At 73.3% G+C, this 25276-nt stretch carries 23 protein-coding genes; 13 read left to right on the plus strand and 10 right to left on the minus strand.

Going from position 1 to position 25276, the window contains the following annotated elements; genetic code table 11:
- A partial coding sequence (locus tag V6U82_RS09185; protein ID WP_334460478.1) for a tetratricopeptide repeat protein occupies window positions 1-618 on the plus strand: 618 nt, incomplete at its 5' end.
- 323 nt (window positions 619-941) lie between these two features.
- Here the strand turns inward: V6U82_RS09185 and V6U82_RS09190 are convergent.
- The 8 genes from V6U82_RS09190 to V6U82_RS09225 all read right to left on the minus strand — a co-directional run bounded on the left by V6U82_RS09190 (window position 942) and on the right by V6U82_RS09225 (window position 10783).
- Window positions 942-1187, minus strand: a complete 246-nt coding sequence (locus tag V6U82_RS09190) for a hypothetical protein (RefSeq protein WP_334460479.1) — start codon at window positions 1185-1187, stop codon at window positions 942-944.
- A gap of 59 nt (window positions 1188-1246) precedes the next feature.
- Entirely contained in the window at window positions 1247-1816 is a 570-nt protein-coding gene (locus tag V6U82_RS09195) for a hypothetical protein (protein ID WP_334460480.1), read from the minus strand.
- Between the two features lie 3 nt (window positions 1817-1819).
- Window positions 1820-3640, minus strand: a complete 1821-nt coding sequence (locus V6U82_RS09200) for an acyl-CoA dehydrogenase (RefSeq protein WP_334460481.1) — start codon at window positions 3638-3640, stop codon at window positions 1820-1822.
- A gap of 16 nt (window positions 3641-3656) precedes the next feature.
- A complete protein-coding gene (locus V6U82_RS09205; RefSeq protein ID WP_334460482.1) occupies window positions 3657-5117 on the minus strand; it encodes an ATP-binding protein in 1461 nt (486 codons plus the stop codon).
- Window positions 5118-5303: 186 nt separating this feature from the next.
- Window positions 5304-6509 (minus strand): alanine--tRNA ligase-related protein, encoded by a 1206-nt coding sequence (locus V6U82_RS09210; RefSeq protein ID WP_334460483.1) that lies wholly within the window; start codon window positions 6507-6509, stop codon window positions 5304-5306.
- Between the two features lie 468 nt (window positions 6510-6977).
- The gene (locus V6U82_RS09215) at window positions 6978-8369 is read right to left on the minus strand and encodes a glycosyltransferase family 4 protein (protein ID WP_442933431.1); all 1392 of its coding nucleotides are present in this window, start codon (window positions 8367-8369) and stop codon (window positions 6978-6980) included.
- A 168-nt stretch (window positions 8370-8537) separates the two neighbouring features.
- Complete coding sequence (locus tag V6U82_RS09220; protein ID WP_128138568.1) at window positions 8538-9677, minus strand: fatty acid desaturase family protein; 1140 nt, start codon at window positions 9675-9677, stop codon at window positions 8538-8540.
- A 14-nt stretch (window positions 9678-9691) separates the two neighbouring features.
- Window positions 9692-10783: a ferredoxin reductase gene (locus V6U82_RS09225; protein ID WP_334460485.1), complete on the minus strand. Its 1092-nt coding sequence runs from the start codon at window positions 10781-10783 to the stop codon at window positions 9692-9694.
- Between the two features lie 83 nt (window positions 10784-10866).
- Here V6U82_RS09225 and V6U82_RS09230 point away from each other — a divergent pair, with 83 nt between their 5' ends.
- From V6U82_RS09230 to V6U82_RS09285, 12 genes are all read left to right on the plus strand, one after another.
- Window positions 10867-12090: a PucR family transcriptional regulator gene (locus tag V6U82_RS09230; protein WP_334460487.1), complete on the plus strand. Its 1224-nt coding sequence runs from the start codon at window positions 10867-10869 to the stop codon at window positions 12088-12090.
- Window positions 12091-12196: 106 nt separating this feature from the next.
- The gene (locus V6U82_RS09235) at window positions 12197-13192 is read left to right on the plus strand and encodes an Acg family FMN-binding oxidoreductase (RefSeq protein ID WP_334460488.1); all 996 of its coding nucleotides are present in this window, start codon (window positions 12197-12199) and stop codon (window positions 13190-13192) included.
- A 53-nt stretch (window positions 13193-13245) separates the two neighbouring features.
- Window positions 13246-13983: a serine/threonine protein kinase gene (locus V6U82_RS09240; protein ID WP_334460489.1), complete on the plus strand. Its 738-nt coding sequence runs from the start codon at window positions 13246-13248 to the stop codon at window positions 13981-13983.
- Window positions 13984-14745: 762 nt separating this feature from the next.
- Complete coding sequence (locus tag V6U82_RS09245; RefSeq protein ID WP_334460490.1) at window positions 14746-16074, plus strand: DegT/DnrJ/EryC1/StrS family aminotransferase; 1329 nt, start codon at window positions 14746-14748, stop codon at window positions 16072-16074.
- Window positions 16071-17261: an MFS transporter gene (locus tag V6U82_RS09250; RefSeq protein WP_334460491.1), complete on the plus strand. Its 1191-nt coding sequence runs from the start codon at window positions 16071-16073 to the stop codon at window positions 17259-17261. Before V6U82_RS09245 ends, V6U82_RS09250 begins: the two co-directional genes overlap by 4 nt.
- The gene (locus V6U82_RS09255; protein ID WP_334460492.1) at window positions 17258-18229 is read left to right on the plus strand and encodes a sulfotransferase; all 972 of its coding nucleotides are present in this window, start codon (window positions 17258-17260) and stop codon (window positions 18227-18229) included. Before V6U82_RS09250 ends, V6U82_RS09255 begins: the two co-directional genes overlap by 4 nt.
- 4 nt (window positions 18230-18233) lie before the next feature.
- Window positions 18234-19064, plus strand: a complete 831-nt coding sequence (locus V6U82_RS09260) for an SDR family NAD(P)-dependent oxidoreductase (RefSeq protein ID WP_334460493.1) — start codon at window positions 18234-18236, stop codon at window positions 19062-19064.
- A 29-nt stretch (window positions 19065-19093) separates the two neighbouring features.
- Window positions 19094-19933 (plus strand): methyltransferase domain-containing protein, encoded by an 840-nt coding sequence (locus V6U82_RS09265; RefSeq protein WP_334460494.1) that lies wholly within the window; start codon window positions 19094-19096, stop codon window positions 19931-19933.
- A 14-nt stretch (window positions 19934-19947) separates the two neighbouring features.
- On the plus strand, window positions 19948-20826 hold the full coding sequence (locus tag V6U82_RS09270) for a family 3 encapsulin nanocompartment shell protein (RefSeq protein WP_334460496.1): 879 nt from the start codon (window positions 19948-19950) through the stop codon (window positions 20824-20826).
- Window positions 20827-20839: 13 nt separating this feature from the next.
- Window positions 20840-22120: an NAD(P)/FAD-dependent oxidoreductase gene (locus V6U82_RS09275; protein ID WP_334460497.1), complete on the plus strand. Its 1281-nt coding sequence runs from the start codon at window positions 20840-20842 to the stop codon at window positions 22118-22120.
- A complete protein-coding gene (locus V6U82_RS09280) occupies window positions 22117-22818 on the plus strand; it encodes an aspartate/glutamate racemase family protein (protein ID WP_334460498.1) in 702 nt (233 codons plus the stop codon). The genes V6U82_RS09275 and V6U82_RS09280 overlap by 4 nt, the downstream gene beginning before the upstream one ends.
- A gap of 104 nt (window positions 22819-22922) precedes the next feature.
- Window positions 22923-23093, plus strand: a complete 171-nt coding sequence (locus V6U82_RS09285; RefSeq protein ID WP_162959107.1) for a hypothetical protein — start codon at window positions 22923-22925, stop codon at window positions 23091-23093.
- A 47-nt stretch (window positions 23094-23140) separates the two neighbouring features.
- Here V6U82_RS09285 and V6U82_RS09290 read toward each other — a convergent pair whose 3' ends face one another.
- On the minus strand, window positions 23141-23401 hold the full coding sequence (locus V6U82_RS09290; protein WP_128137076.1) for a hypothetical protein: 261 nt from the start codon (window positions 23399-23401) through the stop codon (window positions 23141-23143).
- Window positions 23402-23420: 19 nt separating this feature from the next.
- The gene (locus V6U82_RS09295; RefSeq protein ID WP_334460714.1) at window positions 23421-25205 is read right to left on the minus strand and encodes an N-acetylglutaminylglutamine amidotransferase; all 1785 of its coding nucleotides are present in this window, start codon (window positions 25203-25205) and stop codon (window positions 23421-23423) included.
- Between the last annotated feature and the right edge of the window lie 71 nt (window positions 25206-25276).

Genomic DNA, 25276 nt, shown 5'->3' on the forward strand with positions numbered 1-25276 from the left:
CAACTCGGCATCCTCGCCCAGAACCGGGGCGACTACACCGAAGCCGAACGCCGCTACCAGCAAGCCCTCACCATCAATAAGGAACTCGGCAACCGCGCCGGCTTGGCCGCCAGCTACGGCCAGCTCGGCATCCTCGCCGAGAACCGGGGCGACTATACCGAAGCCGAACGCCGCTACCAGCAATCCCTCACCATCGACGAGGAACTCGGCAACCGCGCCGGCATGGCCACCAGCTACCACCAACTCGGCATCCTCGCCCAGAACCGGGGCGACTACACCGAAGCCGAACGCCGCTACCAGCAAGCCCTCACCATCCTCGAGGAACTCGGCAACCGCGCCGGCATGGCCAGCTCGACTAGTCAACTCGGAACCCTCCGTACCGAAACGGGCGACCTCGTCGAGGCAGTGACCTTCCACTGCCAGGCCCTCGCGATACGACTCGAAATTGGCGCCCCCAAAGCCAGTATCGACATCTTCCGACTCCGTGACCTGCGCACTAGACTCGGGGAACACAGCTTTTCCGATGCAGTCACCGCCGCCTTGGACGAACAATCCTTGCAAGCGTTGACCACTCTGCTCAACCGGGTCGAAAGACTCAAGAATGGAGACAGCCAGTAGACTCACTCCAAGCCAATAGGAAATCAGAAGTCGCAAGCCTGGTGATTGAAATGACGCGATCAACATATCGCTGGCAATTGAAGGCAGCCGAGGGTCGGGCCAACAGCGGGCGCCTCAGCAGCGGCCAGGAGCCAGTCTTCCGCCCGACAGCTAAAGCAACTCGAGGCGGACGTCGTCCTCGGATTCCTCACCGCCCGGCCCGTGATCGCGGATGATCTCGACGATCATGTCGAACAGCGTCGGCCCTTGGCCATGCTCCGCGTTTCGGATCCTGGCCTCGACGCTCGCGCGGTGGGACGGTTGGCAGGTGAGGAGAACCTGCCTCAACCATCGGACCGTCGCGTCGTGACCGAGCGCGACCCGAGACCGGTCAGAGTTGATCCACCTGAACACCCACCCCGGGTCGGGCGTGCCGAAGCCTCCTCGAAGGATGTCGTTAAGGCGTCGAGGTGGCCGTTCCAGGTGCCGTGACACAGCAGTTGCGAGAACTCGCGTACGAAGCCGCCGAAGTCGGCGAACCTGGCTCCGTCGATGACGAGCACCGGAAGGCAGTCGCTCTGGTTGGTCACGCCACAAGTATGTGCGCGACGGATGATCTCGTCACCTGCTCAGGCTCGCACCCGCCCCATCACACGAACGTCGTCCATTCACGAGTCGGGATGCAGCCTTCGCTGACGTCCCAGCAGCCCTCGGTCCGTGCTTTCGCCACCATCACCGGGCGGCTCAGCACCACATCGCCGGCCCGTTGTACCCGCAGCACCAACCCGAGCTGCGGCGAACACGGATCGGCGCCCTGCGAGTACCTCAATTCGAGGCTGTGCGCCGCGAGGTGCTCGGTGAAATCGCGCTCCAGCCGTGAGGGCCGCTGTCCCACCAACCACAATCCGTCCAGTGTCACCTGCGGCCCGCGAAGGGCGTTGACGGCGACGCCGGCCAAGCCGTTCGACTCGTCGTAGTAGGTGGTGACCGCAGGTCCGGCAGGCACCTCGCCGGCAGCCTGTTCAAGCCAGAACTCCGCCGCCCACCCGTCGCCGCTCGCGGGGCCTTCGGAGAGCGCGACACCGAGGACGCCGTGCACAGCAGCCTGCACCTGCTCGTGCGTCATTCCGAATGTCAGCGGGCCGACGTGCGCGAACGGTGTGAACGTCCAGCGCAGTCGCTGTTCATCGGACAGAACGGCCCAGACGTCGGCTGACAACCCTCAGAACCAGCTTTCCCGCATGTCCAGCGTCGTCCGGTCCAGCCCTTCCAGCAGGTCGAACTGCGGCCCCACCTTCGGCAGCTCCCACCGGTAGAAGTACCGCGCCGCCTGCCTCTTCCCCGCCAGGAACTCCCCCTCGGCCCCCTCCGGCGACCCCAGCGCCTCCACCACCAGCACCTGCTCCAGCCACATCCACGCGATCACCACGTGCCCGACCGCCTCCAGGTACACCGAGGCGTTCGCCAGCGCCAGCTCCGGGTCGCCCGGAGCCCACAACCGCCGCGTCACCACGGCGATCCGGTCCACCGCCGCGCCGAGCTGACCGGCCAGCTCCGAGGCGAACCCCTCCGCCTTCCACGCCCGGGTGACGGTGCCGCGGATGGTCTCCAGCAGCAGCTCCAGCGCGGCACCGTCGCGCATGGTGACCTTGCGGCCGAGCAGGTCCAGCGCCTGGATGCCGTGGGTGCCCTCGTGGATGGCGTTGAGCCGGTTGTCCCGCCAGTGCTGCTCGACGTCGTAGTCGCGGGTGTAGCCGTACCCGCCGTGCACCTGGATGGCCAGGTCGTTGGCGGCCAGGCACCACTGCGCCGGCCAGCTCTTGGTGATCGGGGTGAGCAGGTCCAGCAGCAGGTGCGCCCGTTCGCGGTCGGCTTCGGCGGGAGCGGTCTTCTGCTCGTCGAGCAGCCGTCCGCAGTAGAGCACGAGCGCGAGCGCGCCCTCCACGTAGCTCTTCTGGGCCAGCAGCATCCGGCGTACGTCGGGGTGGGCGACGATCGGCACCTGCGGCGTCGTCGGGTCCTTGTCGGCGACCGGCCGGCCCTGCGGGCGCTGCCGGGCGTACGCGACGGACTTCAGGTACGCGGTGTAGCCGAGCGCCGTGGCGCCGGCCCCGATGCCGATGCGCGCCTCGTTCATCATGTGGAACATCACCGCGAGCCCCTGGTGCGGCTGGCCCACCAGGTAGCCGACCGCCCCGGCCCGCCCGTACGGCCGGTGCACGCCCTCGCCGAAGTTCAGCAGCGTGTTCGTGGTGCCCCGGTAGCCGAGCTTGTGGTTGAGGCCGACCAGCACCACGTCGTTGCGCGGCCCGAGGGTGCCGTCGTCGCCGAGCAGCACCTTCGGCACGATGAACAGCGACAGCCCCTTCACGCCCGGCGGTGCGCCGGGGATGCGGGCCAGCACCAGGTGCACGATGTTCTCGGCGAGTTCGTGGTCGCCGCCGGAGATCCACATCTTGGTGCCGACGATCCGGTACGTGCCGTCGTCCTGCGGCTCGGCCCGCGTGGTCAGGTCGGTCAGGGAACTGCCGGCCTGCGGTTCGGACAGGCACATGGTGCCGAAGAACCGGCCCTCGACCATCGGGCGGACCCAGGTGTCGATCTGCTCTGCGCTGCCGTGGGCGAGCAGCAGGTTGGCGTTGCCCAGGGTGAGCATCGGGTACGCCGACGTGCCCACGTTGGCGGCCTGGAACCAGGCGAACGCGGCGGCGGCCACCGTGTGCGGCAGTTGCAGGCCACCGACCGACTCGTCCATGGTGGCGGCGAGCAGCCCGGTTTCGGCGAACGCCGCCAGGGCGGCCTTGACCTGCGGAATGGTCCGCACGCGCTGCCCGTCGAACGTGGGTTCGCCGGTGTCGGCGGCGCGGTTGTGCGGGGCGAACCGTTCGGCGGCGACCCGGGCGGCGAGGTCCAGCACCTCGTCGACGGTCTCGCGGGTGTGCTCGGCGTAGCGGGGCCGCTCGGCCAGCCGCGCCACGTCCAGCCAGTCGTGCAGCAGGAACGCGAGGTCACGGCGGGACAGCAGCAGATCGGACGAGGACAATGTGGACTCCTTCCGGTCAGCCGCGGCGCAACCCGGCGACGGCCTCCCGCAGGTCATCCTGACCGATCGGAGCCGGTGGCGCACCCTCCGCCGCCTCCCGGAGCGCCTTGGCGAGTTGCACCCGGCGCAGCGCCTCGCGGAGGTCCGCGCCGGTCAGCCCGGCCGTGTCGGCGGCGAGCGCGGCCGGGTCGAGGTCGTCGGCGAACATCTGGAAGCCCGGCCGCTCGTGCCGTTCGATCAGCTCGCGGACCATCTTGGTGAGGATCTCGGCGCGTCCGGTCTCGTCCGGCGCCGGAATGGCGATCTTCAGGTCGAAGCGGCCGGAGCGGATCAGCGATGCGTCCACGCGCTGCGGGAAGTTGGTCGTGGCGACCACGATGACGTCGGGGTTCTCCTCGAACAGCGTGTTCATCTCCTGCTTGAAGATGCCCGCGACCGCGTTGACGGCCTGGCTGGCCGCGTCGCCGCCCGCCCCGGCGTAGCTGATGATCGAGTCGAACTCGTCGAACAGCATCACCGTGGGCCGCCGGTAGCGGCGTGCCTCCCGGAAGATGCGCTTGATGTTGCGTTCCGAGCCGCCGAGGTACTTGTCCAGGATCTCCGGGGTACGGATCTCCACGAAGTCCGCGCCGACCTCGTTCGCCAGCGCCCGGGCCAGCATGGTCTTGCCGGTGCCCGGCGGGCCGTACATCAGGATGCCCTGCGGCCGGCGCGCGCCCCAGCGGGCCATCGCCGCCGGGTGCCGGAACGACACCGCCACCTCGCGGAACCGCGCGACCACGTCGGGCAGGCCGCCGACCTGGTCGAGGGTCACCGCCGCGCTGCGCGGACCGGCCACCACGACCGGTCGCCGCCCCACGAGGTACGTCCGTCCGCGCAGCACGGCCGGCTCCTCGCTGTCGCCGGACAGCTCGCGTACGGCCTGGAGCAGCAGGCCCAGCATCGCCCGCAGGTGCGCCGGATCCACGTCGGCGCTGGGCACGTCGGCGCGGATGCGCACCGTGCCGTTGTCCTGGTCGACGCGGGGCCGCAGCCCGGCTGCCTCGGCGGCGCGCAGCACCTCCCGCCCGGCCGGGTCGCGCGGCGGCACCACGAGCGTGGCGACCGGTCGCGGCCAGATGCGCCGCCCGGCCTCCGCGGCGATCCGGCCCACCGCGGCGGCCGGGCCGTCGCCGCCGCGGGCGGCCAGCCGCTCGGCGAGCAGCAGGCCGACCGGCCCGGCCAGACCGAGGGCGATCAGGCCCGCCGGTGCGGCCTCCACCCGGAGGTACGCCTCGAAGCGGTGCACCGGCTGCCCGTCTGCGACGTCGGTGCGCACGGTGCAGCGGACCTCCCGCACCGGGGCGGGGAAGTCGCCACTGGCCAGCAGTTCCACCGGCCCCTCGGTGGCGGCGGCGAGCAGCCCGGCCGCGTCGGTGATGCGCACCTCGGCACCGAGCAGCGGCACCGTCTCCTCGTCCGGCCGTACCTCGGTCATCGGCAGCCCTCTCCTCGCGGCGGCGTCCGCTTCCCTCGCGTGGCGTCCGCCTCCGAGTCTGGCACCGGCCCGGCCGGGCGGCCACCGCTCAGCCGTCGGCGCTGACCTGGCCGCCGCCCGCCCGGCCGGCGTCCTGGCCCCCGCCCGCCCGGCCGGCGTCCTGGCCGCTGCCCGCCCGGCCGCCGCTCAGCTCGCCTCGGCGAGCAGGCCGTCGACCAGGTCGCGGGGCAGCCCGTGGGTGTCGTGCAGCCAGTGGTAGTCGCGTTCGGTCAGCGGCCCGCGCGCCCGTACCCGGTCGACGAGCGGCCGTCCGCGTCGCAGCAGCCCCCGGAAGCGGCGTTCCTCGTCCATGAGCGTCGCATGCAGCGAGCCGACGTCGACCGGCTGTTCGCCGGGCGGCGTGCTGGGGCCGGGCATCTGGCGGAAGTGCCGCAGCGTGTCCGCGTACAGCTCCGTCGGCAGGTCGTCCAGGGTGCGCGCGGGGTCGTCGCGCCACAACACGGTGAGCGTGCGGCGCAGCAGCCGCCGCAGCACGTACCCTCGGCCGGTGTTGCCGGGGCGTACCCCGTCACCGAGCACGACCACCGCGGACCGCAGGTGGTCGGAGACCACGCGCAGGTCCTCACCGTGCAGGCCCCAGCGGTCGCGTACCTCGTCCACCCACCGGCGCAGCCCGTCGCCGGTGAACACGGACCGGTCGCCGCGCAACACCATCTCCAGTCGCTCCAGGCCCATGCCGGTGTCGATGCTGGACAGCGGTAGCGGCGTGAGCCGGCCGTCCGGGTGCCGGTGGTAACGCATCTGCACGTGGTTCCACACCTCCACCCACCGCGTGTCGGTGCTGGGTGTGCCGGTGGGCGGGCCGTCGCCGGTCCACACGAAGATCTCCGAGTCCGGTCCGCAGGGGCCGGTCGGGCCGTTGGACCACCAGTTGTCCGCGCCCAGCGCCTCCACCGGCACGCCGAGCGCGGTCCAGGTGTCCCGCGCGGTGTCGTCCGGCCCCTCACCGTTACCGCCGCCGAAGACCGTGGCGTGCAGCCTCCCCACCGGGATGCCGAACCCGCCGGTGAGCAGGTCGAAGCCCCACCGCAGGCTGGTCGCGATGTCGTAGTCGCCGAGCGACCACGAGCCGAGCATCTGGAACACGGTCAGGTGGGTACTGTCGCCCACCTCGTCCAGGTCCGTGGTGCGCAGGCACCGCTGCACGTTCGCCAGTCGCCGTCCGCCCGGGTGCGGGCGCCCCAGCAGGTACGGCGTGAGCGGGTGCATGCCGGACGTGGTGAACAGCACCGGGTCGCCGGGGGGCGGCACCAGTGAACTCTCCGGCGCGGGCTGATGGCCGTGCCGGCGGTAGTGGTCGAGGAACGTCCTGATGATCTCGTCGGGCGTCATGGCGGGTGCCTTCCGGGTACGGGTGACCGGACGGCCCGCCGCGCGCGTTCACGGCGTCGACACGACGACGCCGGCGGACCGTTTCCGGTCGCCGGCGTGGGTGTGGGGCAGGTCAGGCGGCGGCAACCGGCGAGCGGGAAGCTCGCGCGGCCGCAGCGGTAAGGGTGCGCCTGCTCTGCATACCCCGACGGTAGCCCGGTCCGCAGCGTCCCGCCCAGCCCTTTTCCGCGCGCCCCCGCGCCCCCGCCCCCGCGCCCCCGCCCCCGCGCCCCCGCGCCCTCGCCCGCTCAAGATCAACGCCGCTCCCCCGATATGGCGGGGTCACCGGCACTCGGATGCCGCCACTTCGCCGAGCTGGAGTTGACCATGCCTCCCGAAGGCGCGGGTGGAACGCCATGGGTGTCAAAACGGGCCGGAGACACCCGTGGTGTTCCACCCGGGCGGGTAGCGGGTGGTGGGCGGTGGGCGTCAGCGGGTGGGGGTGAGCAGGCGGCGGTAGAGGGCGTCCAGGTGCTCGGCCTGCGCCTCCCACGTCCACCCCGGGAGCGGGGAGTCCTCGCCCTCGTAGGCGGCGCGGTAGCGGGTCGGGTCCGCGAGCACCGCCCGGACCGCGCGGGCCAGGTCGGCGGCGTCGCGGGCGCGGAACACCTCGCCCTGGCCGGTGGCGCGGACCGTCTCGGCCATGGTGCGGACGTCGCTGACCACGATCGGCAGCCGCGCGTGCGCGTACTCGAAGAACTTCGTGATCAGCGCGATCTCGTGATTCGGCCAGTGGTGCAGCGGGATCAGCCCGATGTCGGCGGTGGCGAGGAACGCGACGAGCTGCCGGTGCGGCACGTACGGCAGCACGTGCACCCGGTCGCCCACCCCGTGCCGGGCCGCGCGGACGACGACCTTGCGGACGTAGGCGGCGGCCGGGTCGGCGACGACAAGCGCCAGGTGTACGCCGGGCAGCAGCGGCAGCGCCTCGACCACCGTGTCCACGCCGCGCTGGACGGCCATCGCCCCGCTGTAGACCAGCAGCGGCGTGTCCGGACTCAGACCGCACCGCTTCCGCAGGTCGGGAGCGGGCAGGTCGGCGGGCTCGGAGGCGGTCGGCTCGGAGGCGGTCGGCTCGGAGGCGGTCGGCTCGAGAGCGGCGGTGACTGGGGCGTTCAGCACGACGGTCGGGCGGTCGGGCAGGGCGTGGTCGCGTACCAGCAGGTCGGCGAGCGTGTCGGAGACGGTGACGACCGCGTCGGCGTGACCGGCGTACTCGCGGACGTAGCCGAGGTGCGCGGGCAGCCAGCGGGCGTTGTCGCGGCGGGGACGCGCGCCGGGCAGCCACTCGTGCGCGTCCCAGACCAGCTTCACGTCGCGACCGTCGGCGCGGGCGCGGTCCACGGCGCGGGCGGCCACGCCGAGCATGCGGAAGTCGTGCGCGTGGATCAGGTCGGGGCGCAGCGCGTCGACGACCGGGCCGGCGACCCGTTCATAGTCCCAGAGCCCCGGCTCCAGCCGCCGCCACGCCCTGTCGCCGAGCCGCGCCTGCCAGTAGCGGACCTCGGCATGCTCGACCGGCCGCCGGGCCAGCCGCGCCGCGCGCAACGGCAGCCCGCCCCGAGCCACCAGCCGAGCCCGCAGACCGGACACGTCGCGCAGCCCGGAGACGGTCGGTGGAGTGGCGCGAGGAGCCGCGAGCGGCAGGACGCGTACCTCGGCGTCGCCGAGCCGCCAGCGGCGTTCGGCGTCGACGTGGGCGCAGCCGATCAGCGTGACGTCCCAGCCGGCGTCGGCGGCTGAGCGGGCCGCCTTCTGCACCCGCGAGTCACCCTCGACCGCGTTGTCGACGAGCATGACCACGCGTCGGCGAAGCCGCATCGTCGAACACCCCTTCACCCGAACGCCCCGACGGGCGCGAGTGTACGGGGACGCGGGGTCCTCACGACGGCCGCGAAAACCGCTCTGAGCTGCGGTGATGCCGACTGTGCAGCGGACGGTCAGGTGCCGGCCGGTGAACGTTCACCGGCCGTGCACCGGACGGGCGGGTCAGGCCGTGCCGGAGGAGACCAGCGGGGCCGGGGCGATCGGCTGCCGGCTGTCGTTGCGGTTGGGCAGCGACAGGCGGATGACCTTCCACCAGGCGGAGGCGACCTGCTTGGGCAGCGGGCCGGTGGTGTAGTGCAGTCCGTACCTGTCGAACAGCGCCCGCACCTGCGGGGCGATCTCCTGGTAACGGTTGCTGGGCAGGTCGGGGAAGAGGTGGTGCTCGATCTGGTACGACAGGTTGCCGGTCATGATGTGCAGCAGCCGGCTACCGCTGATGTTGGCCGAGCCGAGCATCTGCCGCAGGTACCACTCACCGCGGGTCTCACCGTCGATGGAGGTCTTCTCGAACGTCTCCACGCCGTTGGGGAAGTGCCCGCACATGATCACCGAGTGGCTCCACACGTTGCGCAGCAGGTTCGCGGTGAACGTGGCGGCGAGCGTGGACAGGAACGACGGGCCGGACAGCAGCGGGTGCACCACGTAGTCCTTGAGCACCTGACGGCGGATCTTGCGCCCGACGGCCCTGGCCTTGGCCCGGAACTTCGGGTCCTTGAGCTTGCGCTGCTTGAGGTGGTCGCCGAGTTCCATGTCGTACGCGGCGATGCCGTACTCGAAGAACATGGCGTTGATCAGGTTCCACAGCGGCTGCCCGAGGTGCATCGGGTGCCACGGCTGGTCCTCGTCGACGCGCATGATGCCGTAGCCGAGGTCGTTGTCCTTGCCGACCACGTTGGTGTAGCGGTGGTGCAGCTCGTTGTGCGACTGCTTCCACTGGTCGGCCGGGGAGACGTGGTCCCACTCCCAGGTGGTGGAGTGGATCTTCGGGTCGCGCATCCAGTCCCACTGGCCGTGCAGGACGTTGTGCCCGATCTCCATGTTCTCCAGGATCTTGGCGACCGTGAGGCCGGCCGTGCCGACGATCCAGGCCGGCGGGAACAGCGAGAACAGCAGCACCGCCCGGCTGCTCATCTCCAGTGTCCGCTGGGTCTTGACCACCTTGCGGATGTAGCGGGCGTCCCGCTCCCCCCGGTCGGCGAGGACCCGGTCCCGGATCGCGTCCAGTTCCTTGCCGATGATCTCGATGTCCTCGGCGCTCAGGTGGGCGATCGGGTTGACGGCCTTCTTCTGGATGACGGTCACGTGGGTGGCTCCTGTCAGAGATCGATGTCGCAAGTACCGGCGGCGGCCGACACGCACGTCTGGACCAGCACGCCGTCCCCCGGTACGGCCGTGGTGACGTCGCCGTTGCGCAGGTCGCGCACGGCGCCCTGACGCAGCGGTACGACGCAGCCGAAGCAGATGCCCATCCGGCATCCGGAAGGCATCAGCACTCCGGCGTTCTCCCCCGCGTCGAGCAGGGTGGTGGCACCGTCGGACTCGACGGTCACCCCCGCCCCGGTGAAGGTCACAGTGCCTCCCTCGCCCGGCGTGATCACCGTCGGGCGGAACCGCTCGGTGTGCAACCGCTCGACGAGGCCGTTGGCAGACCAATACCCCTCAACCGCGTCGAGCATGCCGATCGGTCCGCAGGCCCACGCCTCCCGGTCGAGGTGATCGGGCACCAGCCCCGCCAGTTCGGCGACGTCGAGCAGGCCGTCGGTGTCGGTGTGCCGCTCGATCAGCCGCAGCGCGCCGCGTTCGGCGAGCGCGCGCAGCTCCGCGCCGAAGATGACGTCGTCGCGGGTGGGCGCCGAGTGCACGAGCACCACGTCGGCCCGGTCGGCCAGCCCGGAGCGCAGCATCCCCATCACCGGCGTGATGCCACTGCCGGCGGTGAGGAACAGGACGCGCTCGGGCGTCGCGGCGGGCAGCACGAACTCGCCCTGGGCCTGGTCGAGGTGCACGATCGTGCCGGGCCGGATCCGGCGTACGAGATGGTTGCTGACCTTGCCGTCGGGGATCGCCTTCACCGTGACGGAGATCCGGCCGTCGGCGGCGCCCGGCGGCGAGGTGAGCGAGTACGCGCGCCACTGCCGTACCCCGTCGACGTCCACGCCGAGGCGGATGTACTGCCCGGGCGTGTGGCCCTGCCAGGCGCGGCCGGGCTGGATCACCAGCGTGGCGGCGTCCCGGGTCTGCGGCCGCACGGCGACGATCCGGCCGCGCAGCGGGGCGCCGGCGCGAAGCGGCGCGATCAGGTCGAGATAGTCGTCGGGCAGCACCGGTGTGGTGACCGCTCCGGCCAGCCGCAGCAGCCTGTCCCGGAAGGTGACCTTCTGAGGGCGGCGGGAGGCAGTTGTGGTCATATGACCAGCGTGACCGCCCGATCGCATAACATCTTGACCGGCAAAGGTGAAACAGTCGCGGTTTTTTGTTCGGAGGGAACAACATGACGTCCGAGGCCGGCACGGGGCAGCGCGCCGCGCACCTCAACCTCGACGCCGGGGTGGCGGCGACGCTGCGCGCCCGGCTGCCGATGGTCGCCGAGCGGACGGTCTCCGCGATCACCGCCGAGGTGCCTGACTACTCGGGCGCGCTCACCGGCGCCATGCGGGCGAAGATCGAAAACGCGGTACGCATCGCGCTCGGCACGTTCCTCCAGCTCATCGAGGGTACCCAGGCGTTCGACCCGAGCACTCCCCTGGCCCCCGCGCTGGAGGCCGCGTACGCGCTGGGCAGCGGCGAGGCCCGCTCGGGGCGCAGCATGGACGCGCTGCTGGCCGCGTACCGGGTGGGCGCCCGGGTGGCCTGGCGCGAGGTGTCCACCACCACGGTCCGCAGCGGGCTCGCCGCCGAGACGGTGGCCGAGTTCGCCGAGCTGATGTTCGCCTACATCGACGAGCTGTCCGCGGCGAGCGTGGCCGGGCACGCCGACGAGCTGGCCAGCGCCGGCCGGATGCGCCGCCGCAGCCTGGAACGGCTCACCCAGCAGTTGCTGGCGGGCGAACCGGAGGAGTCGCTGCGGCGCAGCGCCGAACGCGCCGACTGGCCGCCGCCGCAGACGCTCACGGTGGTGCTGCTGCCCCGCCGGCACCTGCGCGCGGTGCTGGCGCTGCTCAGCCCGTACACGCTGGAGAGCGGCGAGGACCTGCCCGGCATGAACCCGGTCGAGGAGCTGGCCGTACTGCTGGTGCCGGACATGCACGGCGGCCGGCGCCGCCAGCTCAGCCGGCTGCTGCACGGGCACCGGGCGGTGCTCGGCCCGGCCCGGCCCTGGCACCGGGTCGCCGCGTCGTACCAGCGGGCCACCCGGGCGCTCGCGCTGGGCCTCGGCGAGCCGGACGCCGGACCGGTCGACACCGAACGCCACCTGGCGACGCTGCTGCTCAGCATGGACCCGGAAGCACTTGCCGACCTGCGGGCGCAGGCGCTCGCGCCGCTGGCCCCGCTACCCCCGGCGACCGCGCACCGGCTGGCCGAGACGCTGCGGTCGTGGCTGCTGCACCAGGGACGCCGCGACGACGTGGCGGCCGACCTGTTCGTGCACCCGCAGACCGTCCGCTACCGGATGGGCAAGCTGCGGGAGCTGTTCGGCGACCGGCTGCACGACCCCGCCACGGTCCTCGACCTCACCATCGCCCTGGCCGTACCCCCGGAGCCGGACGGCGCCTGACGCCGCGCCGGGGCGCACGGCCCGGTGCGGCCGGGACCTCCGGCCCTGTCCGCCCGCAGCGGCGGCGGGCAGGGTCGGAAGGGGACGAGCAACCAGGAGGGCCGCCATGAACAGCTCATCGACCCGCACCGACCAGGACCCGAGGGTACGGGTGCTGGAGGCGGCCGCCCGGCAGTCCCTGCACGCCCCGTCGGTGTTCAACACCCAGCCCTGGCGCTGGCGGGTCACCGGCGAGGCTTTGGAGCTGCGCGCCGACCCGGACCGGCAGCTCGCCCACACCGACCCGGACGGCCGGCTGCTGATGCTGAGCTGCGGCGCCGCCCTGCACCACGCGCGCGTGTCGCTGGCGGCGTTCGGCTGGGCGGTCACCGTGGAGCGGCTGCCCGGCCCGTCGCTGCTGGCCCGGGTGCGTACCACCGGCCCGGCCGACCTGGACGTGCCGGCGGGCCGCCTGGTCGACGCCATCCCGCGCCGCCGCACGGACCGCCGGGCGTACGGGGACCGGCCGGTGCCGGAGGCGGTGCTGGCCCGGCTCGGGGACGCCGTCGAGGCCGAGGGCGCGCACCTGCACGTGGTCCGGCCGGACCAGATGCCGATGCTCGCCGTCTCCACCGGCCGCGCGGCGGACGCGGAGCTGGCCGACCCCGCGTACCGGGAGGAGCTGCACCACTGGACGCACCGGCCGGCGGGCAGCGGCGACGGGGTGCCCGCCGCCACCGCCGTGCGGCCGTCCCCGCGACGGGTGCCGCTGCGGGACTACGCCCCAGGCGGGGCGGCCGGGCTCAGCGCGGGCACGGACTTCGACCGGGGCGCCGCGTACCTGATCCTGTTCGGCGACTCCGACGAGCCGGCGGCGTGGCTGCGCGGCGGCGAGGCGCTGTCGGCGCTGCTGCTCACCGCCACCGCCGAAGGGCTGGCCAGCGCGCCGCTCAGCGACGCCGTGGAGCTGGCCTGGCCGCGCCGGATGATGCGCGACCTGCTGGCCGGTATCGGCGACCCGTACCTGGTGGTGCGCGTGGGCTGGGGCCCGGACGCGGAGCTGCCGCCGGCGCCGCGCCGCGCGCCCGCCGACGTCATCGAGGTGGTGGCCCCGCCGCAGTGACCCGTGCGCCCGGCGGGGCACCGCCGGAGCGGTGGTCGTCGTAGCCTCGACGCGTGTGGGAACTGGACCCGGCCGCCGCGTTCGTGGTCTTCGGCGACCAGGACTCGGGGTGCGTCTCCTACGGCGTGGAGTCGGCGGGTCGGCGCTGGTTCGTCAAGCGGGCCGGCACACCTGACGCGCGGGCGTCGCTGACCCGTGCGCTGGGCCTGCACGCCGCGGTCCGGCACCCCGCCGTGGTGCGGCCCGAGCTGGTGCGTGACGGCACCGACGGCCCGACGCTGGTGTACCCGTGGTGCGACGGCCTCGTGCTCAACCACGCCACCACCGGCGGTGGCAGCGACCGGAGCGGCCTGGCGCGTTTCCAGCGGTTGCCGGTCACCGAGGTACGCGCGGCGCTGGACGCGATCCTCGACGCCCACCTGGCCGTGAGCGCGGCCGGGTACGTGGCGGTCGACCTGTACGACGGCTGTTTCCTCTACGACTTCGACGCCCGCCGGATGCGGCTGATCGACCTGGACGAGTACCGCCCGGGACCGTTCGTGCTCGACTCCGAGCGGCTGCCCGGCTCCCGTCGTTACCTGTCGCCGGAGGAGCTGACCCGGGGCGCGACGATCGACGAGCGCACCACAGTCCATGCGCTGGGCCGCACGCTGCACCACCTGCTCGACGGCCCGTCCGGCTGGCGCGGCACCGCCGCTGAGCGCGCGGTCGTCGACCGGGCCGGCCGGCCCGATCCGGCGGAGCGGTACGCCACAGTGGCCGCTCTGGTCCGCGACTGGCGAGCCGCCTGACCCGCTGGCTGTCCGGCCGGGCTTTCGGTCCCCCGGCCCGCCGTCCGACGGGACTTCGGTGCCCTGCCCGCTTCGGGGCGTGGCTTTCCGTCATGGCTTCCCTTGTCGGGCATCAAGTCACGTAGAGTGACGCGCGCACCCCGGGTCGATTGGTCCCATTTCTTCGCGGCTCGCTCCTGAGCTGCGAAGACACCGGAGAAGTCGAAGGCGGCACCCATACCCCCGCGCGCACTTTGCTCTGCAGCCGCATACGCGGCGGTGGCCCTGAGTGGCCAATGCGCCGATGGCTGCAGAGCAAAGGGCGCGAGATGAGTTCCGCCGGGGAAGCTCTCGCACTACCCTCAGTGACGACATCCCCGCGCGGCCAAGCCCGGCGCGGCCAAGCCCGGCGCCGCCAAGGGCCGACACGGCCAAGCCCGGCGGGATCAAGGGCTGACACGGCCAGCCCGAGGCGCCGCCGCCCCGAGACACCGGCGTGCCGACGGATCAGCGGGCCGGCCCCGACAATTCCGCATAGTCCACTGTCGGCACGGACGGGCGCCGGAACATATTCACGTCTATCTGTTGACGCGTACGGGATCGACGACAATCATTACTCTCGCTGGATCGACGTACCAACGATGTCGGATCTGGTGGCATTTCTTACCCCTCGACGGGATCGCGCCGGGACTGCGATTCCGCCGGGCGACCACGCCCGGCGCACGCCCGGCCAATCCTATCGAGTCGCTAGGAATTGTCGCCGCTCGCCCGAGGAGTCCGCCGGTGGACGGGAACAACGACGCTCCCGCACCGAGCCCGCCGGGGCCGGTGCAGAACGGCTCTGAGCTGCCCGAACAGCTCGCCCTGCAGGGCGGACGACCGGTGCGGCGCACGCCCTGGCCGACGTACGACAAGGGCGCGGTCTTCGTGCACACCGAGGACGAGGACGCGGCTATTCGCGCCGTCCGCAGTCACCTCTACTTCCGATATGACCACCGGCCACCTAATGAAACCGAATGCGGGCGGTTCGAGGACGAACTGTGTCGTTATTTCGGCACCCGGCACGCGCTGGCCGTTTCCAGCGGGACCGCCGCACTGGCGCTCGCCCTGATGGGCGCCGGAGTGCCGCCGGGGTCATTGGTGGCCTGCCCCGGATTCACTTTCGTCGCCACCCCCAGCGCCATTGTGCTGGCCGGTTGCCGGCCATTCCTGGTCGAGGTGGACGACGACCTGCGGATGGACCTCGACGACCTGCGCCGCCGCTGGCGGCCGGAGATCCGCGCCGTCATGGTCGTGCACATGCGCGGCTTCGCCGCCGATGTCGAGGCGCTGTCCGCGTTCGCCGCCGAGATGGGCGTGCCGCTCATCGAGGACGCGGTACCAGCGCTCGGCGCCGAACTCAACGGCCGCAAGCTCGGCACGTTCGGGGCCGCCGGGGCGTTCAGCACCCAGTCCGACAAGGCGCTCAACTGCGGCGAGGGCGGTTTCCTGATCACCGACGACAGCACGCTGTTCGCGCGGGCGGTGGCGCTGTCCGGGGCGTACGAGGGGCGGCTGCGGCGGCACTTCCCGCACGGCGAGCCGCCGCTGACCGGCCTGGACCTGCCGCTGCTGAGCCTGCGGATGGACGAGATCCGGGCGGCCCTGCTGCGCGCCGAGCTGACCCGGCTGCCGCAACGGCTGGCGCTGTTCCACCGCAACTACGCGCATGTCAGCGCCGCCCTGGCCGGACTGCGCGGCATCGCGGTCCGGCGGCCGGTCGCGCCCGGGGCGTACCTCGGGGAGGCGTTCGTGTTCCGGGTGCCCGGCGGCGGGGCGGGCTGGGGCGACGCGGGCTGGTTCGCCCGCGCGCTGCGCGCGGAGGGGATCGACGCCCGCAACATCGGCGCCGACGACGACCTCAACGTCCGGGCGTTCTGGAACTGGCGGTTCCTGTACGACAGCGCCGACCCCGGCGAGATCCGCGCGGCCCTGCCGCGCACCGCACGTCTGCTCACCGAGACGGTCGACGTGCCGCTGTCGTCGAACCTCACACCCGAGGACTGCGACGACCTGGTCCGGGCGGTCCGCAAGGTCGCCGCCGCCCGTGAGACCGCGCTGGTCGGGTCGTGACCGGCGCGCAGACCCCGGCCCGGCCCCTGCCCCGGCTCGCGCTCGCCGGCCTGCTCGGCGGGCTGTTCACCGGCTACCTCGGGCTGACCGCGGTGATCCCGGTGCTGCCCGGGTTCCTGCGTGAACGGCACGACGCCGGTGACCTGACCGTCGGCGTGGTGGTCACGGTGACCGCGGTGACCGCGCTGCTGGTCCGGCCGGTCGCGGGCGCGCTCGCCGACCGGCACGGCCACCGCACGGTGATGCTGGCCGGGGCGCTCGTGGTGGCCGGTGGCGGCCTGCTCTACCTGGCCCCGCTGGGCGTGCCCGCGCTGGTCGCGGTCCGGCTGCTGCTCGGCGCCGGTGAGGCCGCGCTGTTCACCGCCGGTGCGGTGTGGATCGTGCAGCTCGCCCCGCACGAGCGGCGCGGCCAGCTCATCGGCCTGTACGGGGTGAGCATGTGGGGCGGCATCTCTGCCGGCACGTTCCTCGGCGCCACCGTGCAGCAGGCCGGCTATCCGGCGGTGTGGGTGCTCAGCGCGGTCGCTCCGGCGGTCGGCGCGGCGCTCGTCGCGCTGGTGCCCGCGCCGCCGCGTACCGCACCGGCGGCCAAGGGCGGCGGGCTGCTGCTGCGCCCGGCGCTGCTGCCCGGCATCGCGCTCACCTTCGGCGCCGCCGGGTACGCGGGCCTGGCCGCGTTCGTCGTACTGCACCTGGACGCCCGGGGCATCGGCCACGGCGTGGTGGTGCTGAGCGTCTTCAGCGCCGTGTACGCCGGCACCCGCCTGGTCATCGGGCACCTGCCCGACCGGCTCGGCCCGCGCCGGGTGGCCACCTGGTGCGGGGTCGGCGAGGCGGTCGGACTGTTGGTCATCGCCGTCGCGCCGAACCTGCCGGTGGCGGTGGCCGGCAGCGTGGTGATGGGCGTCGGGTTCTCCCTGCTGCACCCGTCGCTGGCGCTGATGGTGATGGACCGCACCGACCCGGCGCGGCAGGGCGCGGCGATCGGGGCGTACACCTCGTTCTGGGATCTCGGGCTGGCGGTGTGGGGACCGGCGACCGGCCTGGTCGCGGCCGGCCTCGGTTATCCGGCGGTGTTCGTCGCGGGCGCGGCCGGCGCGGCGGTCGCCGCCGCGATGGCGCTGCGCATCGGCCGGTCGGCGCCCGCGCCCGCGCCAGCGGCGGAGGCGGAGGTACGCGCGGCATGAGCGCACCGGTGACCGTCCTGAGCGTCAACGGCTGGTGCCGCAACGGCAGCACCATCATCGGCAACGTCCTCGGCGAGGCGCCCGGTGTGGTGCACGTCGGTGAGCTGCACTTCCTGTGGAAGAACTCGACCGGGCGCGGGGTGAACGACAGATGCGGCTGCGGCGCCGCGCTGACCTCGTGTCCGCTGTGGTCGGCGGTGCTGCCGCTGGGCCGCCCGGCCGGGATGTCTGCCGACGCGCACGCCGCCGAGGTGATCCGGCGGCAACGCGCCCGGCTGCGGACGCGGCACACGTGGCGGGTGCTGCGCCGCGGCGCGTACGACGCGGACACCCGGGCGCACGCCGACCTGCTCGGCGCGGTCTACCGGGAGGTGGCCGCGCGCACCGGCGCCCGGGTGATCGTGGACAGCACCAAGATCCCCGGCGAGTCGGCGTTGCTGCCGCACGTGCCGGGCGTCGAGGCGTACTGGCTGCACCTGGTGCGTGACCCGCGCGCGGTGGCGCACTCGTGGCGGGAGCCGAAGGAGTACGTCTACGCGATGTCGGCGGTGCGCAGCACCGCGTACTGGCACGGGTTCAACCGGGCCTCGGCGGCGATCAACCGGCGGTATCCCGGCCGGTCGGCCTTCCTGCGCTACGAGGACTTCACCGCCGACCCGGCCGGCACGATCGGCGACCTGCTGAAGCTGGTGGGCGTGGATCCGGCGGCCAACCCGGTGCGGGAGCGGACCGTCGAGCTGCGCGGCAACCACACGGTCACCGGCAACCCGGACCGGTTCCGGACCGGCCCGACAGTGATCCGGGACCGCGACGACGGGTGGCGGCGCACGCTGGGCGGCCGGCAGCGGCTCGCCGTGGCGGCGCTGGCCTGGCCGCTGTCCACCCGGTACGGCTACCGGTCCGGCGGGACGGACGGCGACCCGGCGTATCCCGGCGCGGCGGCCCGCGTCGGCGAGACGGAGAGGTGAGGACATGGATCTGGGACTCAAGGGCCGGGTGGCGCTCGTCGCCGGCGGAACCAGCGGCATCGGGCTGGCCTGCGCGAAGGAGTTCGCCGCCGAGGGCGCGCACGTGGCGGTCTGCGGGCGTGACCCGCAGCGCCTCGCCGCCGCCGAGCGGGAGCTGACCGCTGTGGCCTCCGGCCGCGTCAACGCGACCGGCGTGGACCTCACCGACACCGGCGCCGCCGCACGCTGGGTGGACCGGGTCGCCGCCGAACTCGGCGGGGTGGACGTTCTGCTGGTCAGCGGCGGCAGCCCACCGGTCGGCACCGCCACCGGGTTCGGCGCCGACGACTACCGGGCGGCCGTCGACCGGGTGCTGCTGCCGGCGGTCGCGGTGTCGCTGGCCGCGCTGCCGCACATGCGCGCCGCGGGCTGGGGCCGGCTGCTGCTGGTCGCCTCCGAGACCGCCTGCGTGCCGATCGGGCCGCTCGTGCTGTCCGGGGTGACCCGGGCGGCGCTGGTCCGCTTCGCCCAGGGTCTCGCCGTCGACGTGGGCCGCGACGGCATCACCGTGAACGTGCTCGCGCCCGGCGGGGTGCGGACGCCGCCGATGGAACGCGCCGCGGCCCGGCTCGCCGGCACGGACGGCGACGTCGAGGCGCGGCTGGCCGCGATGGGTCATCACAGCGCCGTCGGCCGGCTGGCCCGGCCCGAGGAGGTCGCCGCGGTGGCCGCGTTCCTGGCCGGCGAGCGGGCGTCGTACGTGACCGCCGGGGTGCACCTGATCGACGGCGGCGCCGCCGCGACCGGCCCCGACCTGCCCCACCTCACCGGCGTCCGCAAGGACACCTACGCCTGACCTACCGACCGCCGCACGAGGGAGTGCCCATGTCCACGACCAGCCGGTTCACCGAGCGGGACGTCTCCGAGTTCTTCGACCAGACCACGCAGACGTACCTCAGCTTCTGGGACAGCGAGGGCGTGCTGCACACCGGCTACTTCACCGGGGAGGACGACACCGACTACCACGCGGCGGCCGACCGGACCTCCGACATCCTCGCCGCCGACGCCGGCATCGACGCCTCGGCGAACGTGCTCGACGTGGGCTGCGGCTGCGGCAACTTCCTGCTGCGCCTGGCCGCCCGGACCGGATGCCGGGGCGAAGGGCTGGACCTGAGCATCGAGCGGGTGCGCTTCGCCGAGCAGCGGCGCGCCGAGCGGGGTGCCTCGCTTCCCGTGTCGTTCCGGCACGGCTCGGCCACCGCCCTGCCGTACGACGACGGCACGTTCACGCACGTGGTCAGTCAGGACGCGCTGTTCCTGGTGCCGGACAAGCCGCGCAGCCACGCCGAGATGTTCCGGGTGCTCGCCCCCGGCGGGGTGCTCGCGGTGTCCGACTTCCTCCAGCCCACCGAGCGGATCGGCGAGGCGGCCCGCAGGCACGTCTACGACCGGGTGCGCTGGAACGACGGCTACTCGCTCGACGGCTACCGCCGGGCACTGGCGGAGGCCGGGTTCGTGGACGTGGTCGCCCGCAGCCTCGACGCGCACATCAGGCAGACGTACCGGGTGCTGGGCCGCACCGCCCGGGGGCGCGCGGAGACGACGGCGGACGAGGCGGCGCGGACCTGGATCCTCGGCTTCGCCGACTCGTGCGACGAGATCCAGGCGGCGATCGACAGGGGCGAGTTCGGCTGGGGCATGTTCGTCGCCCGCAAGCCGGCCTGAGGGAGGGACAGCAGATGCCACAGCGCACCGACACCGTGAAGCGGACGATCGCCGAGGTGGTCGCCGAACGGAAGACGCAGATGTCGCCCGGCGCGACGTTCGTCGAGGCGTTCGCCAAGGACGGCTTCGACACCAGCGTCGACTACGACGTCACGATCACCGACTCGCTCACCAGTTCCCGGCGCAAGCCGCGCTACCCGTCCCGGAACATGCTCAAGGTGGTGGACCTGTCCCGGGATCCGCAGGACTACTACTGGCACGAGAGCCCGCCCCGGCCGGACGACCCGGCGGTGGACGGCGCGGACCTGCGCCGGGAGGCGGCGAACCGCTTCCACCGCTCCCCCATTCCGCCGCTGCTCACCACCACCGCGTGGGTGCAGGTGCCGGACACGCTGTGGGAGGACCCGGTCAGCTTCGCGCAGTTCATCGACTACCGGCTGGTGGTGCGGCTGGCCACGGCCGAGAACCACACCATCCTGCGCGGCGAGGGCGGGCTGCTGACGATGCCGGACCTGGGCCGGCTCACCGACCCGGGACCGTTCGCGTCCACCGTCCTGGCCGCGTGCAACGAGGTCGAGCAGATGGGCAGCACCGCCGACGGGCTGATCATCAACCCGGCCGACTACTACCGGTTGCTGGGCAGCGGCTCGCTGATGCGGGACGTGGAGGACAACGGCGTGTTCATCGTGCGTACCCGGCTGGTCGACCCGGGCACCGCGATCGTCGGGGACTTCGGCCACGGCGCGCTGCTGTTCGACGCCGGCCGGTCCGCCATCGGGTTCGCCGAGCCGCCGCCGGGCACGTTCGCCGAACCCGGGGTGGCGCTGCGCGCCGAGATCTGGGAGCGGGTCGTGGTGAACCTGCCCACCTGCTTCTTCGTCGTCACGCTCTGACCGGCGGCGACGGATGACGACGCCGGCCCGTACCGACCCCGACGTGCTGGTGGTCGGCGCGGGCGTGGTGGGCCTGTGCTGCGCCTGGTTCCTGCGCCGCGCCGGGCACACCGTGACGGTGGTGGACCGGGGCGAGGTCGGCGACCCGGCGGCCTGCTCCGCCGGGAACACCGGTTTCGTCGGTACCCAGGGCTCGGCGCCGCTGGCCGAGCCGGGGGTGCCGGCCACCGGGATCCGCTGGCTGTTGCGCCCGGAGAGCCCGTTCGCGGTCCGGCCCCGGCTCGACGGCGCGCTGCTGGCCTGGCTCTGGCACTTCCGCCGGCACTGCACCGAACGGCACGCCCGCGCCGGGTTCGAGACGCTGCTCGCGCTCAAGCAGCGCAGCCTCGCGCTGCTGCGCGAGATCTGCGCCGAGGACGAGCTGGCCGGGACGCTCACCGAACGCGGCATGATCCTCGCCTGCCACACCGAGCAGGGGTACGCGAAGGCGCTCCGGACGATCCCGGCCGCGACCGCGCGCGGGGTGCCGCTGCGGGAGCTGGACCGGGCCGAGCTGGCCCGGCTGGAACCCGGTGTCGACTTCGCGGTGGCGGGGACGCTGCTCAACGAGGAGGGCGCCGCGCTGCGCATCCCGGCGTTCCTGGTGGCACTCGCGGCGGCGCTGCGGGCCCGGGACGTGGACATCGTCACCGGCGCGGAGGTACGCGACTTCGAGGTGACCGGGCGGCGGGTACGCGCGGTGCGCACCGCGCGGGGTGAGCTGCGCCCGGCCGAGGTGGTGATCGCCGCCGGGGTGTGGTCGGCGGCCTGCGCCCGGATGCTCGGCGTCGGGCTGACGCTGCAACCGGCGAAGGGCTACACCGTCACGCTGCCCGCCGGTCCGGGCACGCCGACCCGGCCGGCGCTGCTCAGCGAGGGCAAGGTCGCGGTGATGCCGCTGGGTGACCGGGTACGCGTCGGCGGCACGCTGGAACTGTCCGGGCTGGACGCGTCGATCTCACCGCGCCGCGTCGACGGGATCCTGCACACCGCGCGGCGGTACCTGCCGGCGCTGGACACCGGCCGGCGCCTCGACGTGTGGAGCGGCCTGCGTCCCTGCACCCCGGACAGCCTGCCGCTGATCGGGCGGGCCGACGGCTACGACAACGTCAGCGTGGCCACCGGGCACGGGCACATCGGGATGGGCCTGGCCCCGGCCGGCGGGCAGCTGCTCGCCCAGCTCGTCTCCGGCGCCGAGCCGGACCTGCCGCTGGACACGTTCGCCCTGGACCGCTTCCAGAGGGGGATCTCGTGAGCGACCGGCCGGAGATCGGGGTGCTCTGCCTCGACACCAGTTTCGACAAGATCCCCGGGCACATCCGCAACCCGGACACGTTCGACTTCCCGGTGCGCTACCGGGTGGTGGAGGGCGCCACGCCACGGCGGCTGGTCCGCGAGGCCGACCCGACGCTGCTGCAACCGTTCGTCGACGCGGCCCGCGACCTGGAGGCGGCCGGGGTCGCCGGGATCACCGGCGCGTGCGGGTTCCTCGTGCTGTTCCAGGCCGAACTCGCCGCCGCGGTGCGCGTCCCGCTGTGGTCGTCGAGCCTGGTGCAACTGCCGATGGTGCACCGGATGGTCGGGCGCCGGGTCGGGCTGCTGGTCGCCGACGAGGCGGCGCTGACCCCGCGCCACCTGGCCGCGATCGGCGCGGCCGACGTCCCGGTGGCGGTCACCGGCATGGCGGGGCAGCCGGAGTTCCGCGAGGTGATGCTGGAGGGGCGGCGCGACGCCCTCGACGTCGAGCGGCTGGCGGCCGAGGTGGACGAGCGGGTCGACGCGCTGGCCCGTGCTCACCCGGATCTGGGGGCGCTGGTCGTCGAGTGCACCGACCTGGTGCCGTTCGCCCACCGGATCCAGGCGCGGCTGGGTGTGCCGGTGTTCGACATCGTCACGCTGACCACGATGGCGTACGCGACCCTCACCCGGCGGCCGTACCGTCCGGCCGTGTGACAGCGGGGCCGTCGCGCGGAAAGCCGCTCCCGGCGCCCGTCCGGCGCTTAGCGTGGGACGAGGGGCGGCCTGCCCGGGGCGCCGGTGAGCGGAGGGAGAACGCGGTGACGGAGCCGGAGGAGGAGCAGGAGAAGACCCGCAAGACCGATCGGGTGCTGTTCTCGCCCGACGGCGACCCGCACCACACGCTGGCCGAGGCGCCTCAGCCGGACGAGCACCTGCCACCCACCGTCACCCGGGACGGCCACACGGAGGTGCTCGACGACGAGCAGTGAGCGCACCGTCCCGCCCGGGCTCGCGGGCCGGCCGGGACGTGTCGCGGTCAGACCGGCGGGATGCCGGAGCGGCCGATGTCCGACATGTCGTCCCCGATCTCGGTCCGGGTGCCGGCCACCGGCCCGGCGCCGGCCTCGGTCCGGTCCTCCACGCAGGCGCCGCCCAGCCCGTGCATCAGCTCCCCGACCACGGCGAGCGCCGAGCCCTTGTCCGGGCAGGGCGCCCCGGTGGCGAGCACCTGACCGTCGCCGCCGACGACGGTGAACCCCACACTCCCGTCGGCCGCGCTCTCGATGACGAACTTCACCGCGCTCCTCCCGCCCCGCTCAGCTCACGCCGTGCGTCTGCAACCACAGCTCCAGCAGGCCCAGTTGCCACAGCTTGTTGCTGCCGGCGGCGGCCTGGGCCCGGTCCGGCTCGGCCAGCAGCTCGTCGACGTACGCGCGGCGGAACAGCCCCCGCCGGCGCGCCTCGGGCGCACCCAGCGCCTCGACCACCAACTCTCGCACGGGACCGTCTACGTTGCGCAGCGCCGGCACCGGGAAGTAGCCCTTGGGCCGGTCGATGACCTCGGCCGGCAGCACCTCCCGCGCCACCTCCTTGAGCACGCCCTTGCCGCCCTGGGCCAGCTTGTGCTCGGGCGGGCACGCCGCGGCGAGCGTGACCAGGTCCTGGTCGAGGAAGGGCGTGCGCACCTCCAGCCCCCACGCCATGCTCATGCTGTCCACCCTCTTGACCGGGTCGTCGGGCAGCATCAGGTGCGTGTCCAGGCGCAGCACCGCGTCCACGGCGGTCTGCGCGCCGGGCGCGGCCAGGTCGGCGGCGACCAGTTCGCCGCTGGCGTCACCGTCGCAGGCGTACGCCGGTTCCACCACCTCGGTCAGCTCAGCGTGGTCGCGGTCGAAGAACGCGGCGGTGAACTCGGCCGCCGCGTCCTCGCGGGCCGAGGCGGCCAGCCGGTGGTGGTAGCCGTAGCCGGCGAACACCTCGTCGGCGCCCTGCCCGGACTGTGCCACCTTCACGTGCCGGGCGACCTGCTCGGAGAGCAGGTGGAACGCCACCACGTCGTGGCTGCCCATCGGTTCGGTCATGGCCGCCACTGTGGCGCGTACGGCCGGGCCGAGGTCGCCGTCGGCGAGCCGGATGCGGTGGTGGTCGGTGCCGAACGTGCGGGCGACCAGGTCGGAGTAGTGGAACTCGTCGCCGGTCTCGTCGCCGCGGCTGTCGAAGCCGATGCTGAACGTCTGGAGGTGGTGCTGTCCGGCGCCGTCCAGCAGCGCCACGATCATGCTGGAGTCGAGCCCGCCGGAGAGCAGCACCCCGACCGGCACGTCCGCTACCAGCCGGCGGCGTACGGCGGTGCGCAGCGCGTCGCCGACGGCGGCCCGCCAGTCGGCGGCGTCCATGCCGTCGTGGGCCGGGTCGCGCCGGTACTCGGGCCGCCAGTAGACGCGCTCGCGGCTGCGCCCGTCGGCTTCGACCACCCGGACGGTGGCCGGCGGCAGCTTGCGGATCCCGCGCAGGATCGTGCGCGGCGCCGGCACGATCGAGTGCCAGGACAGGTAGTGGTGCAGCGCGACCGGGTCGATGCCGGTGTCCACGTCGCCGCCGGCCAGCAGCGCCGGCAGCGTGGAGGCGAACCGGAGCCGGCCGGGCGACTCGGTGAGGTAGAGCGGCTTGATGCCGAGCCGGTCGCGGGCCAGCACGAGGCGGCGGCGCCGCCGGTCCACCAGGGCGAAGGCGAACATGCCGACCAGGTGGTCGACGAACCGCTCCCCCCACTGCGCGTACGCCACCAGGATCACCTCGGTGTCGCTGGTGCTGTGGAAGGTGTGCCCGGCCGCGCGCAGCTCGTCGCGCAGCTCCGGGTAGTTGTAGACGCAGCCGTTGAAGACCAGGGCCAGGCCGAGGTCCTCGCGGACCATCGGCTGGGCGCCGGCCTCGGACAGGTCGATCACGGTGAGCCGCCGGTGCCCGAGGGTGATCCAGCCGTCACTCCACGCGCCTTCGCCGTCCGGACCGCGTGAGCGCATGGCCGCGGTCATCCGGTTCACCGCGTCGGTGTCGGGGGTGGCCCCGTCGAACCTGGCCTCACCGCTGATCCCGCACATCTCAGCGCCCACCGGTCGGTCGCGGAGCACTCACCATGCCAACCTCCCGCCGCGTCGTCTCCCGGGCGGTC

Source organism: Micromonospora sp. CPCC 205554 (genome assembly GCF_036902745.1).
GTDB lineage: Bacteria > Actinomycetota > Actinomycetes > Mycobacteriales > Micromonosporaceae > Micromonospora > Micromonospora tulbaghiae.